This is a genomic window from Marinoscillum luteum (assembly GCF_044005705.1).
Lineage (GTDB): Bacteria > Bacteroidota > Bacteroidia > Cytophagales > Cyclobacteriaceae > Marinoscillum > Marinoscillum luteum.
Genome location: NZ_JBIPKE010000016.1, coordinates 151,778 through 165,540 on the forward strand (window position 1 = coordinate 151,778; position 13,763 = coordinate 165,540).

Sequence of the window (13,763 nt, forward strand, 5' to 3'; positions counted from 1 at the left end):
CTTTTTTAATATTTTTACCACGTGAGATATACCATTTCTGTTTTACTAACCCTGAGCATCAGTTACTTAGGTGCCCAGAGTACCGATATCCCCTTAAATGCACCTGCCTATCACATATTGGACGAGTGGGATGTGAAGGCTGAAAAGAGCGTTTTCACCACTATAAAGCCCATTTCGAGGAGATATTTTGCGGAGAGCATTGAAGCAGGGGCCGCGGGGAGTTCCCGTGCGGATGTTTGGGATAAAGTATACCTGCAGCGGGAGACAAGGGCATATCAAGACAGTGTTGAAGAAAACGAAAAGCCCCTTTTTGGTCGCTTTTTCCAATACCCGGCGGATGTCTTCTCGGTTGGTCAGGAGGATTTTGATCTGCATGTAAACCCCGTGGTAGTCTTGGGATTGGGGAGAGAGACCGATTCTCGCTTTGATAAGCCGATTTTTGAGAACTATCGTGGACTGGAACTCAGAGGGACAGTCGACAACAAAGTAAGCTTTTACACTTTGCTCACAGAAAACCAGGCCCGGTATCCAAACTATGTACAGCAGGTGACTGACTCTACGCTGGCGGTACCCTATGAAGGGTTTTGGAAGGCCTACAACAACACCGGAGTGGATTTTTTGAGGGCTCAGGCTTATATAGACTTTAATGTATCGAAGCACATAAGCGCCCAGTTTGGGTACGGAAAGCACTTCATAGGGGATGGTCGCAGATCACTCATTCTCTCAGATGTGGGCAACAACTATCCATACCTGAGGATTAACACCCGAGTGTGGAAGGTCCAATACACCAATATTTTTGCACAGCTCATAGCGGAGACCACTGGCGGTACTTATGGGCTGGATGGGATTGGCTCTTTTTCGAAAAAATACCTGGCCAGTCACCATCTGAGCATCAATGCCGCACCCAACCTCACGGTGGGACTTTTCGAGTCGGTCATCTATGGAGACTCATCCGGCACGCTAAAAATAGATTACCTAAACCCGCTCATATTCTACAGGGCTCTGGAACAGCAGGATGGTAGCTCGGACAATGTGCTATTGGGGCTGGATTTTAAATGGAACCTTTGGCAGTGCATCTCATTGTATGGCCAGCTGGTGGTGGACGAACTCATCCTTGGTGAAGCTTTCAGCAAAAGTGGCTGGTGGGGCAACAAGCAGGGCTTTCAACTTGGGGCCAAGTATTTTGATGTGTTTGGGATAGAAAACCTCAATGGACAGGTGGAGCTCAACCGTGTGAGGCCGTATGTATATGGTCACGAGACCAACTTTACTTCGTACAGTCATTATAACATGGCCCTGGCGCATCCCTTGGGCGCCAATTTTCAGGAGGTGTTATTCTCTCTGAACTTTCGCCCTTTGCCAAAACTTAAAGTGCAGGGGGACCTGCTCACTGCGCGGTATGGCGATGATCAGGGAAACCTGAATTATGGAAGAGATGTCCTGAAGACTTACCTCCCTGCCAACAGACCCGGCGACTATGACAACCAGATGTACCAGGGCGTAGATACCAGACTATTAATGGGGCAGGCCAAAGTTTCGTACCAGATCTATCACAACATGCTGTTGGACCTGGACCTTATCTGGCGCAGAGAGACTTCAGATATGGATAAGCAGGAGACTACCATAGTGGCCACCACCTTTAGGTGGAATTTCCCGTCTAGAAGTTACCTTTTCTAATGCGTATTTTCTGGAGAATACTGGGTTATGCGCGTCCGTTGGGGCCGGTGGTACCGCAATATCTGGTGCTGATCTCACTGGCTACGGTATTCAGTGTGATCAACCTCACCGCGCTCATTCCTTTATTGCAGGTTCTTTTTAACGAAGTGGAGAGCGGCCAGATGGTGGTCCAGCCATCGTTTTCCTGGACCATTGGTTACCTCAAAAACCTATTCTATTATCACCTCCATGAAGCTGTAGCCACCAGTGGCAGGTTTTCAGCTCTTTATTACATCTGTTTACTCATGGTGGCTTCGGTATTGCTGGCCAACCTTTTTCGGTACCTGTCCCAACTCATTCTGGCCAGGGTGAGAGTAAGGGTGATTCAAAACCTCAGAAATGCCGCCTTTTTGGCCATCACCAATTCGGATGTGGGCTTTTTCTCGTCACGAAAAAAAGGAGATCTTATTTCAAGGGTTAGTTCGGATGTGCAGGAGGTAGAGCAGTCTGCGGTCAGCGCACTCAAAATCATGGTCAAAGAGCCCTTTCTCATCATTGGCTATTTCGCAGTACTTTTTACTATTTCAGCCGAACTTACCCTATATACTCTCACACTGGTGCCTCTGGCCGGAATGGCCGTATCGGTAGTCGCCCGTAGAATTCGCAAATGGGCCAGGCAAACGCAGGAATCTTTGGGTCAGATGAATAGTACGCTGGACGAAACCATCACCGGAATCAGAATTATTAAGGCGCTTGCTGCCCAGTCATACATCCGCCAACGATTTGTCAAAGAAGTGAAAGCCTATGCCGCCCAGTCTTTCAATATTTCTAAGAAGGCTAACCTGGCCTCTCCCATATCAGAGGTGATGGGCGTAGCAGTGCTCAGTGTGGTGTTGATCATCGGGGGAAAGATGGTACTTTCTCCTGTTCCGGAGTTGAGCCCGGCAGAGTTCATTGGGTTTTTGGTTATTTTCTCCCAGGTGCTTGTTCCTGCAAAAGCCATTTCGGTTGTTTTCAGTGAGATCAACAGAGGCATTATTTCAGCAAGCCGTGTCTTTGATCTGGTGGATAGTCGTCCGGAGATTATTGAATCTGATGACACCCGCCCCATCCAGACGCTCGAGCGTGACATTGTTTTTGAGGGCGTGAGTTTTGCTTATGAAGAGCAAGAAGTCATTACACAGCTAAACATGACCATCCCAAAAGGCAAAATCGTTGCATTGGTGGGCCCTTCAGGCGGAGGTAAATCCACCATAGCGGATCTTTTGTGCCGGTTTTATGACCCTACTCATGGCAGTATCACAGTAGATGGCGTGGACCTGAGATCACTTGCACTGAACCAGTGGAGAGGATTAATCGGGCTGGTTTCACAGCAGCCGCTTCTTTTTCATGACACCATTGCCAATAACATCACGTTTGGTCGGACGGAGGTCTCCTTCGCCCAAATCCAAAAAGCTGCGAAAGCTGCCAACGCAGATGCATTTATTGAAAAACTCCCACAGGGGTATGAGACCATCATAGGAGAAATGGGCAATAAGCTCTCAGGTGGAGAAAGACAGCGCCTGACCATAGCCCGGGCCATCCTGCAAGACCCACCGATACTTATTTTGGATGAAGCCACCTCATCATTGGATGCCCAATCTGAAGAGCAGGTTCAGCAAGCTTTGTTTACGTTGATGAAAGATCGTACCACCCTGGTGATTGCTCACAGACTAAGCACCATTCAACATGCTGACGAGATTCTCGTTATTAACAAAGGGCGGATCACGGAACGAGGAACTCATGATCAGCTGAGGGCGACATCCGGTCTATACCAACAACTCACCCAACTGCAGTCTTTTTGACCCATTTCAACGAATTGACCGTGGGGGGTAACGGATTATTTATCTAATTTTCAGGTACACTCTAAGAAACCAGATGAGAAAGTTCAAGTTGTTTTTTTACCCCGTCTATTTGATCGCCATTTTTTTGGTGCTTTACTTCAGTATGGACATCCTGGCCCATATGGATAATTATAAGGAAAAGATTGATATGACTTTTGCCCTTAGAAAACTTCCGGTCTACCTGATGAGCGCATTTATCCTACTGGGGGTATTGATGCTTGTGGAACTGATTGCTGAAAATGTGCAGATACTGGACCTGAAAAGCAGGGTGAAAAAAGCCGAAGAAGAGGTGTTGAAATACAAGGCTAAACTGTATGATCAATCCCAGGAAGCGGGTGATGACGAAGAAGAAAGTGAGTCATTCAAAATAGACCTGGGTGATGATGACGATGATGATGATTGACCGGAATCATTAAAAAGGAAAGTGCCTCTTGCACAGTTAATCGAGAATACGGTATATTAGAACCATGCTCGCAAAGACGTATGGAAGTGCCGTATATGGCGTCAATGCCTACACCATTACTATAGAAGTGAACGTTGGACAGGGAACCCGATTTTATATGGTGGGTCTCCCGGACTCTGCCGTGAAGGAGAGTGAACAACGTGTAGAATCCTCGATCAAATACCATGGCTATCGCATGCCCCGCCAAAAGGTGGTGGTGAATCTGGCTCCTGCGGATATCAAAAAAGAAGGTTCCGCTTATGATCTGCCCATTGCCCTGGGAATTCTACAAGGTTCGGAGCAGGTCACCTTCCCCGATCTGGAAAAGTACGTGATCATGGGAGAGCTATCACTGGATGGCATGCTTCGTCCCATCAAAGGGGCGCTTCCCATTGTGATTGAGGCTCGAAAAAAAGGATTCAAAGGATTTATTCTACCCAAAGAAAATGCTTCAGAGGCGGCCATCGTGGACGACATAGAGGTAATAGGTGTAGAGACCATCAAGGAAGCCATTGAGCACCTGGATGGCACCGCGCCAATAGAGTCACTGCATCATGATACCCGTGACGTTTTCTTTTATGACCTGGATCAGGTGGATGCAGACTTTGCCGATGTGCAAGGTCAGGAAAACATTAAGCGTGCCATGGAAATAGCGGCTGCCGGAGGACACAATGTCATCATGATCGGGCCTCCCGGCGCAGGTAAGACCATGCTGGCGAAAAGACTCTCTTCCATTTTGCCGCCTTTGTCGCTACATGAAGCCCTGGAGACCACCAAGATTCATTCTGTAGCCGGAAAGCTGGGGGGCAATGGCAAGCTGATTGCCAACCGGCCCTTTCGCTCACCTCACCACACCATTTCCGATGTGGCACTGGTAGGCGGTGGTGGCATTCCTCAGCCCGGGGAGATTTCTCTGGCCAATAATGGCGTACTTTTTCTGGATGAGCTTCCCGAATTTAAAAGAACCGCACTCGAGGTGATGCGTCAGCCGCTGGAAGAGCGCCGGGTGACCATTTCCAGAGCCAAGGTTTCCATTGACTACCCGGCCAACTTCATGCTGGTGGCCAGTATGAATCCATGCCCATGCGGGTATTATAATCATCCGGAAAAAGAATGTGTGTGTGGACCTGGTGTGGTGCAGCGCTACCTCAATAAGGTAAGCGGACCCCTGCTGGATCGCATCGACCTGCATGTGGAGGTCACTCCGGTTTCTTTTGATCAAATGACCGCCGACCGAAAAGCGGAATCCAGCCTGGAGATCAGGGCCCGGGTGATCAGGGCGCGAGAGATTCAAAAAGACAGATTTAAGGACACCCCGGAAGTTTTCAACAATGCCATGATGGGCTCTAGCACCACCAAGGAGCTTTGCAAAATCAATGAGGGCGGAAAAGTACTGCTGAAAACGGCTATGGAGAAACTCGGGCTCTCCGCCCGGGCCTATGACCGGATTCTGAAAGTGTCTCGAACCATTGCCGACTTGGCGGCCAGCGAAGACATCAAGATAGAGCACCTGGCAGAAGCCATTCAGTACCGCAGCCTGGACCGGGAAGGTTGGGCCGGGTAGAGTCGGTTTATTTTTTTATGGAGCTTGTCCATTCCTCACTTCCTCATTCGTCTTAAGGTCAGAAATCATAGAAACCTTAAAATTTGAATGACATGAAAAAGTTCTTAGTAATCTATCACGCATCGGCTGAAGCAATGGCCGCAATGTCACAGGCGACACCCGAGCAAAGAGCGGAAGCGATGAAACCCTGGATGGCCTGGAAAGAAGCCCTGGGAGATAAAATGCTCGACCTGGGAGCACCCCTTTCAGGGGGTGTGAAAATCAAGCCTAATGGATCAACAGAGGCTTCAAAAAAGGAAGTGACGGGCTATTCCATGATTCAGGCAAAGGACCTTGCGGCTGCTCAATTACTTTTGGCAGGACACCCGCACCTTCAGAGTGGTTGCGACATTGAACTTCACGAAGCAATGGCTATGTAAACAACCAGAAAACAGTCCATGGCATTGATCCCGTGGACTGTTTTAACTCTGTGCTTGATAGTTTTTCACCCCTTTGTAAAAGAGCCAGTACATCGCCAGCATCAAAAAGTGGGCAATATCATCCCGCGTAAACCACGATGGGTGGATATCCAGGCCAGCCACTTTCACTCCTGCCATCACAAAAAGAAAGGCCATTCCCTGCAGAAAATACTTATAGTTCGTTGCCCCGGCTTTCATGCGCTGATAGGAGAGCACTCCCACAAAGACAAAAAATCCGGCGGTATGCACCATTACCCATTTGAATGAAAAGTCCATGATCAGCAGGATCAATGTGGCAAAAAACTTGCTTCGGATAACGTTGATGAGCATTTGCCTTTTTTTGCTGTCAGAGACATCCAAAGTCATGGCATACTCCGCCGCTACCCCTCCCAAAATGGCGATTGACCATCCGGGGATTTTACCGGGCATGTCCACATACTCAAAGAGCAGGTGAGAAAACCCACCGAAAACAAGCGAAATCGAATAGGCCAGGAAAAACCACGACCAGTATTTTTTGAAGGGATCTTCTGATCCCTTTAGACGGGTATAAAGTATTCCGCAAAGGGAAGCCAGGACCCAGTTCATTAGCGTGCTGAGCGGCTCCAGGAGCGTGAGACCAAAGAGCTCAAATGTGACCTTTTCCAATAGCTTTTATTGTTGGTGAGAAATTGGTTAAAACGTTTTGGAGAGGCGAAACTAAATAAGTTAGTCCTAAGATATTCCTTAAATTGGCCATTACTTCCTGAAGCTAATATTGGTTCATGATCCGGATGACCCTCAAACTATTCGCAATTTTACTCGTGCTGATTGGCGCTTTGGCCATTGCCACCCTGACTGTGGTGGATAGAAACCATTATCAGAAGAGGCCTTTTTATCGGGAAATGGACCTCAGGCTAGACTCTCTCGCCGAGGTTTTTGCCCTTCAGCTAAATCAGGATTCTTTGCACATTGGTTGGTCCAGAGTAAATATCACCCCATCAGAAAAAGTCCCGTTAGCGGGATATGGCGCTCGTGACCCCAAGGAAATGACGGGCATTCATGATTCGAGTTTTGTCCGTACGGTGATTTTTCAGAAAGGGTCACAAAAAGTAGCAGTGGTCACGGCTGATCTGCTCATTATTCATCCGGAGCTGTCCAGGGCTGTGTGGAGAGGTCTACCAGCGGGCTGGTCACCTGATCAAATCTATTTTACAGCATCGCACACCCATTCTGGTCAGGGTGGGTGGGCTCCCGGGACGGTGGGGCGTTTATTTGCAGGAGATTTTGATGACTCCCGGGTGGATTTTCTCACTACTAAAATCATCCAATCCATTCGGGAAGCGAGTGACGCTCTTGAGCCAGGTGAAATAGCAGTGGGTGAGCTGGCAGTAGATGATCTGGTGAAGAACAGACTGGTCAAAGACAAAGGAATTGAGGATCCCTGGATGAAAGTGATACAGCTTCGCAAAGGGGAGTCCAAAGGATTTCTAGTTTTTTACAGCGCCCATGCCACCTGCTTTGGTGCGGATTTCAACCAGCTGTCTGGAGATTTTCCGGCCAGGTTCAACCTCCTGATGGAGGCTGACAGTGCCATCACCTTCTCTGCTTATGGTGCCAGTGCCGTGGGGAGTATGGGTCCGGATGTGCCTGGAGCCCACCCAGCAGGCAATGTTGAAAAAATAGCTGAAGAACTGAGGCAGCAAGCCGTACTCTTCAGCCTTCTTGGCGCGGGGCACCGGCAGGTGTCTGCCCTCACGTCGTTTCGACTGAGCGTACCCTTGCCGGATCCGGCCTTCAAAATATCAAAACACCTGGCCTTAAGGCCTTACTTGTTCAAATGGGCCTTTGGCAACTACCCTCATTATGTGTCGGTGATGGTTTTGGGTGAAACGCTCCTTATCGGAATGCCTTGTGATTTTTCTGGTGAGCTGGCGGTGCCCCTTTATGAGAAAGCGAGGGCCTTGGGTTACCAGCTCATTATTACCTCATTCAACGGCGACTATGCCGGCTATGTAATCAAAGATGAATGGTATGATCTTCCCAAATATGAAGCCCGTACCATGAGCTGGTATGGCCCGTATGCCGGCCAGTACTTTACGGAAATAATCAATCGAATAATCAGTACCATAGATGAAAATAACCAAACCAACACTCCTGATAGATGAGACCAAAGTCAGGAAGAACATCCGGATGATGGCCGAAAAGGCCCGCAAAAGTGATCCGATCCTGCGCCCTCATTTTAAAACACATCAATCAGCCACCATAGGTCGGTGGTTTGCTGAGGAGGGGATCACGTGCGCCACCGTTTCTTCGGTGGATATGGCCAGGTATTTTGCGGATGCAGGGTGGAAAGACCTCACCATTGCTTTCCCTTATAACCCGTTGGAGGCAGAAGCCATACAAAAGCTGGCCAGTGAAATTCGGCTGAATGTTTTGATCGTATCTAAGGAGGCTCTGGAGCACCTGAACAATCATGTGGATGCTCCTGTGGGGTATTTCATCAAACTGGATGTGGGTACCCATCGGACGGGGGTGATGCCGGATAATTTCACGGAGATCCAGGCCATGGCAAAAAGCAATCAACCACACCATGAACTGAAAGGGTTGCTGGCTCATGCGGGACATACCTATCAACCATTGACCCGGGAGGAAGCCAATAAGATCTACCATCAATCATTGGCTGCCTTTGACAAGGTGAGTCAGGCCATCGGCAGGAAAGATTTGATTTATTCGTATGGAGACACTCCATCTTGCTCGCTCGTGGATGACTTCTCCGCAGTGCAGGAGCTCCGTCCGGGCAATTTCGCATTTTATGATGTCATGCAGCATCATTTTGGATCTTGCACACTGGAGGATATAGCTGTATGTATGGCCTGCCCGGTAGTATCCATTCATCCAGACCGGGGGGAGGTGGTCGTGTATGGAGGAGGTGTTCATTTTTCCAAGGATTTCATTCAAGTGAGTGATCGGAGGGTATTTGGTACCGTGGTTTCTACAGATGGCACGAGTTGGGAAACCACGCCGCTGGCTACCGTGGATCGGCTTTCGCAGGAGCATGGGATCATTCGTGGGTCGTCGGATTTTATTAATTCGGTTAGAATTGGGGATCTGGTAGGGATTTTGCCTGTACACAGCTGCATGGCCGCTGACCTTCAGGGTTACTATGTATCTTTGGCCGGCCAGCGAATAGAAAAATTAAACAAAGCTACTTTATGAGAAAAGCGTTGATTGTCGGAATGCTCCTCTTTGGCGCATCCCAAAACCTCAGTGCTCAAGAGAATTTACCTGTTACAGACTCTCTGGACCTGATGATCGGGCAGATGATTCTGACGGGATTGGGGGACTTTAATAGGCTGGACAAAGGAGCACCCGTTTTTGAAGCGATCAGAACAGGAAAAGTGGGGGGAGTGATTCTTTTTGAAAAAAACCTAAACAGTATAAATACGGAGAAAAATATACAGGAAATCCTCAGCTATGCTCAGGCCCAGACGGAGATACCTTTGTTGGTGAGCATAGATGAGGAAGGAGGAAGGGTAAACAGGCTCAAAACAAAATATGGTTTTCCGAGGACGGTGACGGCCCAGTACCTGGGCAATCTTGACCATCCGGATTCCACAAGTTTCTATGCCAGACAAACCGCTTCTATTTTGTATCAACTAGGCATCAACATGAATTTCGCGCCATCTGTTGATGTGAATGTAAACCCCTCTAATCCGGTTATTGGAAAAATCGGCCGGTCTTATTCTCAGGACCCGGCAGTGGTGGCCAGACATGCACAGCTGGTGGTGGAAGCACATGATCTTTTTGGAATAGCTACAGTACTTAAGCATTTCCCAGGGCATGGTAGCTCCCGAGACGATTCACACCTCGGTCTGGCGGATGTCTCGGATACCTGGCGGTTTGAGGAATTATTGCCCTATAAAGCCTTATTGGACTCCGGGAAAGTACGCGCGGTGATGACCGCCCACATTGTGAATGAGGTCCTGGACGACCGAAAACTTCCAGCCACCCTGTCTGACAAAGTGATATCGGATGTGCTCAGGGGATTTTTGGAATATGAAGGTGTGGTCATCTCAGACGACATGCAGATGCGTGCCATCAGTGCTCAGTACGGACTGGAAGAAGCCATCAAAATGGCTATCAATGCAGGTGTGGACATACTCTTATTCGCCAATAATGTCCCCGATTATGACCTGGTGACAGCAGAGCAAATTCACGCTATTATTAAGAAATTCGTTAAAAATGGAGATATTAGTGAGGAGCAAATTGCCAAATCATACAAGCGAATTATGATTTTGAAAGCAGAAATGGGGCTTAGTAAGCACTAAAACAGATATAAACATCAAGTCAAATAAGTAAATGATTCAATACAATCCAAGGTCCTGGTTCTCTCTCATCTTTGATGTTTACAGCCGATATGTCATTAAGTTATTATTTCCCCTGCTCCTTTTCGTGGGCGTTTTCACCTTGTTGCTGTGCTTTCTGGTCATCGATGTGTTCAATCTTCATTATGGCGGCACTATTGCCTTTCACTCCATTCTGGGGGTGATTTTGGGCCTTTTTCTGGTACTCCGTACCAACACCGCCTATGACCGATGGTGGGAGGGGCGTAAGCTCTGGGGACAGCTGGTGAACGACAGTCGTCAAATAGCGATTAAGGTAGATGCATTTCTGCCTAAGGAAGCCACTGAGGATCGGGAATATTTTAGGAGAATGATCCCTAATGCGGCTTTTGCCATCAAAGAGCACCTGAGAGACAGTATTCTCATTGGGGAGATGGACACCATCAATGATGAAATCAAAAACAGGATCATCAAGAGTAAACACCGCCCCAACATGGTCAACCGACTGCTCTATGATCGGGTGATGAAATGCATGAAAGAAGGGACGATCACAGCCGAGCAGCTCTTCATACTAGATAAAGAGCTCAAAGGATTTACGGACATTGTAGGGGCCTGTGAGCGAATCAAGTCAACCCCTATCCCTTATTCTTACAGCATGTTCATCAAGAAATTTCTGTTCATTTATGCCATTACACTGCCCGTTAGCTTTATGTGGGACTTTGGCTATTGGACAGTATTCATCGTCATGCTGGCCTTCTACTTTCTGGTGAGCATAGAGCTTATCTCAGAAGAAATAGAAGATCCCTTTGGCACAGACATCAATGACTTGCCGCTGAATGAGATCGCCCTTAAGATCAAGCGAAACGTTTCTGAAATTTTACACGATTAATCATCCTTAAGGGTCTCCGCCGGGTTGATGAGTGCTGTGCTGATGGTTTTGTGACTGATGGTCACAATGGCGATGAGCATGGTCACTGCAAATGAGAGAAGAAAGAATTCCGGACCAATGCTAATGCTAAACGCAAAGGTATCCAGCCATTGACTGAGAAAGTAGAACGCCAATGGCGTGGTAATGGAAAACGCAATGGTCATCAGGATGATCACTTCTCTGGAAAACATGCTGAGGATACTGAAGATCGATGCTCCCAAAACTTTCCGAACGCCTATTTCCTTGGTTTTATTCATGGCTATAAAGGAGATAAGACCATAAAGTCCCAGACATCCTATGAGGATGGAGATCACCGCAAAGACCTTCATCAACGCAGTGATTTTCATCACACCTTGATACTCCTCGGCCAGGGTTTTGTCATAAAAATCATACTCCATTACATATTTTGGAAAAATCTGCTCCCAGGTTTGTTCAAAATGAGCTTTTGCCTCTGTGATGGCAGCTGGTGAGGTGGTTTTGAATGAAAGCGTGTAAAACAAACGGGGTGCATGGATAAATAGAATGTAGTCCAGGTCCTCTTCCAGTGAGTAGGCATGGAAATCCTTCACCACCCCGACCACTTTTTTATCGCCGTTCCAGCCGGTACTCAGGGTCTCCCCCACGGCCTGATCATATCGGTCCTTGAAGCCCATCAGATCTGCCACCTTCTGGTTGATGACCACATTGGTGCTGTCCCCTTCCCGAATATCCCTACCCGCCAAAAGCTCTATTTCAAACAATGAAATATAATAAGGGTCTACTGCTTTGAAATTGCCGTGATAAGCCTTGGGAGACTCCAAAGGGGCATAGTTGAAGCTGCTTTTCGAATTGGAATTTCCTGTGGGCTCACTCAGTGAAAAAGTGATTGATTCGATGGCGGGGGAGATTAGCATCATTTGTCTGAAACGCTCCAGCTTCACCGCATCGCGCTCAGGAACATAAGAGGAGAGGATGGTTTTGGTTTGAAAACCCAGGTCTTTGTTGAGGAAAAAATCCGTTTGTGAGGATACAATGAGCGTACCGATAATCAGGAATTGCGAAATGGCAAACTGAAGCGTTACCAGGCCTTTTCTGAGGGAGAGCCCCCCCGAATGCTGGCCATTCGTGATTTTTTTCTTGAGGGCATCCACAGTGTTCATTCTGGAAAGGAGCATGGATGGATAGAGCCCCGACAGAAAAGTGACAACTACAAAAAGAACTAAAAGGAAAAGCAGGGAGTCGGGAGACTGCAAGAGGCCTACAGTTAGCTCCTGGCCAATGATTTCTCGGAGGAGGTTAAACATAATCTCAGCAACAGCTAGCGCCAACATGAGGGCAAAACCCGTGATCAGGGCTATTTCTGCCAGAAACTGAAAGACCAGCTGGCTGCTCATGCTACCAATGGCTTTTCTAATCCCAATCTCCTTTGCCCTGTTGGCAGCCTGGGCCGTGGCCAGGTTGATAAAATTAATGCAGGCGGTCAGTACCAGGAAAACACCAATGAGCCCTAAGGCAATCAGAAACTCTATGGAGGAAGTTCCTCCGTATGAGTCGTATTCTTTGTCAAAATGTATTTCCGAAAAGGGCTGCGCAACATAGCGCGTTTCTTCCGACTCCCCTTCACCGCGATATTTCTCCACAAATGCGATCATTTTCTGATCAAAAGCCGCTCGGTCAAAGCCTGCGCCGGGTAGAAAATAGGTGTTGGTATTGGAGCTGGTGGAGTTCCATCGGATTCCCTCACCAAAGTAGGGGTTGATTTCACCGCCCTGGCTTTCATAGTCAAACAGGTATGAAAAGGGCAATGAAGTAGTAGAGGGCGGATCTCCTATGATCCCTACCACCTTGAAGTCCATCACGTTGCCGTAGTTGATCAGCTTGGCCAGGGCCAGATGTTCCTCACCCTCTTTCAGACCAAATAGTTTTCTAGCCTCGGACCTGCAAATAACCACAGAGCCGGGAGCGGTCAGGGCCTTGGCCTGATCGCCAGCTACCCACTCTACTGTGAAGAGGTCGAAAAAGGAGGGTTCTGTGAATACAATGCCCTCATCAATGAGAAATTTGTGCATTTCTCCATTTTCATCGTAGGTGTTGAGCTGGCTGCCATACTGATAATTGGTGCGCACCACATCACTGATTTCAGGAAAGTCAGCCTTCAGGGCTGGCCCCAGGGGATGGGGGGTACCCATGCCTTTTTCCACCCGGTCGGGATAGATATTCTGATTGACCACCCGGTACATGGATTCGTAATTCTCCTGATGTTTATCAAAGCTGGTTTCGAACTGAATGACTTTGTAGATGACGAGCGCACAGCCAATGCCGAGGGCCAGTCCAAACATATTGAGAAGGGTGTAAACCTTGTTTCGCTTAAGGTTTCTGAGTGCCGTAATGAGGTAATTTCTAAACATGCTCAATCTGCATTAAAAGATGCCGCATTTTGACGCGCCAATATAGTGCCAATTGAAAAAGGGGGCCTTCAGCCCCCTCTGGTGGTGTTTTATCTAAATGCTGTAAAAAAACCGAACATTAAA

Annotated in this window: 11 protein-coding genes; 9 read left to right on the forward strand and 2 right to left on the reverse strand. The window is 48.0% G+C overall.

The genetic code is table 11. The features are described 5' to 3' along the window. Positions 1–21: 21 nt before the first annotated feature. The 5 genes from ACHKAR_RS10570 (at position 22) to ACHKAR_RS10590 (ending at position 5,964) form a co-directional block, all read left to right on the forward strand. A complete protein-coding gene (locus tag ACHKAR_RS10570) occupies positions 22–1,677 on the forward strand; it encodes a hypothetical protein (RefSeq protein WP_395417399.1) in 1,656 nt (551 codons plus the stop codon). Then, positions 1,677–3,500 (forward strand): ABC transporter ATP-binding protein, encoded by a 1,824-nt coding sequence (locus tag ACHKAR_RS10575; RefSeq protein ID WP_395417400.1) that lies wholly within the window; start codon positions 1,677–1,679, stop codon positions 3,498–3,500. The genes ACHKAR_RS10570 and ACHKAR_RS10575 overlap by 1 nt, the downstream gene beginning before the upstream one ends. A 73-nt stretch (positions 3,501–3,573) precedes the next feature. Beyond that, positions 3,574–3,942: a hypothetical protein gene (locus tag ACHKAR_RS10580; protein ID WP_395417401.1), complete on the forward strand. Its 369-nt coding sequence runs from the start codon at positions 3,574–3,576 to the stop codon at positions 3,940–3,942. A gap of 64 nt (positions 3,943–4,006) precedes the next feature. Next, the gene (locus ACHKAR_RS10585; RefSeq protein WP_395417402.1) at positions 4,007–5,545 is read left to right on the forward strand and encodes a YifB family Mg chelatase-like AAA ATPase; all 1,539 of its coding nucleotides are present in this window, start codon (positions 4,007–4,009) and stop codon (positions 5,543–5,545) included. Between the two features lie 92 nt (positions 5,546–5,637). Further along, entirely contained in the window at positions 5,638–5,964 is a 327-nt protein-coding gene (locus ACHKAR_RS10590; protein WP_395417403.1) for a YciI family protein, read from the forward strand. A 42-nt stretch (positions 5,965–6,006) separates the two neighbouring features. On the opposite strand, the gene ACHKAR_RS10595 is transcribed toward ACHKAR_RS10590, so the two are convergent. Then, entirely contained in the window at positions 6,007–6,648 is a 642-nt protein-coding gene (locus ACHKAR_RS10595; protein ID WP_395417404.1) for a DUF6962 family protein, read from the reverse strand. 116 nt (positions 6,649–6,764) lie between these two features. Between ACHKAR_RS10595 and ACHKAR_RS10600 the strand changes: the two genes are divergently transcribed. From ACHKAR_RS10600 to ACHKAR_RS10615, 4 genes are read left to right on the forward strand one after another with little or no spacing between them, the layout of a single operon-like run. Continuing rightward, positions 6,765–8,147, forward strand: a complete 1,383-nt coding sequence (locus tag ACHKAR_RS10600) for a neutral/alkaline non-lysosomal ceramidase N-terminal domain-containing protein (protein ID WP_395417405.1) — start codon at positions 6,765–6,767, stop codon at positions 8,145–8,147. Continuing rightward, positions 8,113–9,198, forward strand: a complete 1,086-nt coding sequence (locus tag ACHKAR_RS10605) for an alanine racemase (protein WP_395417406.1) — start codon at positions 8,113–8,115, stop codon at positions 9,196–9,198. Before ACHKAR_RS10600 ends, ACHKAR_RS10605 begins: the two co-directional genes overlap by 35 nt. Next, positions 9,195–10,310 carry a glycoside hydrolase family 3 protein gene (locus ACHKAR_RS10610; RefSeq protein ID WP_395417407.1) on the forward strand — a complete coding sequence of 372 codons (1,116 nt, stop codon included), beginning with the start codon at positions 9,195–9,197 and terminating at the stop codon, positions 10,308–10,310. Before ACHKAR_RS10605 ends, ACHKAR_RS10610 begins: the two co-directional genes overlap by 4 nt. A 31-nt stretch (positions 10,311–10,341) precedes the next feature. Beyond that, on the forward strand, positions 10,342–11,214 hold the full coding sequence (locus ACHKAR_RS10615) for a bestrophin family protein (RefSeq protein ID WP_159582545.1): 873 nt from the start codon (positions 10,342–10,344) through the stop codon (positions 11,212–11,214). On the opposite strand, the gene ACHKAR_RS10620 is transcribed toward ACHKAR_RS10615, so the two are convergent. Beyond that, positions 11,211–13,640 carry an ABC transporter permease gene (locus tag ACHKAR_RS10620; protein ID WP_395417408.1) on the reverse strand — a complete coding sequence of 810 codons (2,430 nt, stop codon included), beginning with the start codon at positions 13,638–13,640 and terminating at the stop codon, positions 11,211–11,213. The genes ACHKAR_RS10615 and ACHKAR_RS10620 overlap by 4 nt on opposite strands. Between the last annotated feature and the right edge of the window lie 123 nt (positions 13,641–13,763).

What these genes read in the sequence shown, in the direction of transcription:
- ACHKAR_RS10620 (WP_395417408.1), bottom strand. Translation starts at nt 13,640, where the DNA reads ATGTTTAGAAATTACCTCATTACGGCACTCAGAAACCTTAAGCGAAAC.
- ACHKAR_RS10585 (WP_395417402.1), top strand. Translation starts at nt 4,007, where the DNA reads ATGCTCGCAAAGACGTATGGAAGTGCCGTATATGGCGTCAATGCCTAC.
- ACHKAR_RS10615 (WP_159582545.1), top strand. Translation starts at nt 10,342, where the DNA reads ATGATTCAATACAATCCAAGGTCCTGGTTCTCTCTCATCTTTGATGTT.
- ACHKAR_RS10600 (WP_395417405.1), top strand. Translation starts at nt 6,765, where the DNA reads ATGATCCGGATGACCCTCAAACTATTCGCAATTTTACTCGTGCTGATT.
- ACHKAR_RS10580 (WP_395417401.1), top strand. Translation starts at nt 3,574, where the DNA reads ATGAGAAAGTTCAAGTTGTTTTTTTACCCCGTCTATTTGATCGCCATT.
- ACHKAR_RS10605 (WP_395417406.1), top strand. Translation starts at nt 8,113, where the DNA reads ATGAAAATAACCAAACCAACACTCCTGATAGATGAGACCAAAGTCAGG.
- ACHKAR_RS10590 (WP_395417403.1), top strand. Translation starts at nt 5,638, where the DNA reads ATGAAAAAGTTCTTAGTAATCTATCACGCATCGGCTGAAGCAATGGCC.
- ACHKAR_RS10610 (WP_395417407.1), top strand. Translation starts at nt 9,195, where the DNA reads ATGAGAAAAGCGTTGATTGTCGGAATGCTCCTCTTTGGCGCATCCCAA.
- ACHKAR_RS10575 (WP_395417400.1), top strand. Translation starts at nt 1,677, where the DNA reads ATGCGTATTTTCTGGAGAATACTGGGTTATGCGCGTCCGTTGGGGCCG.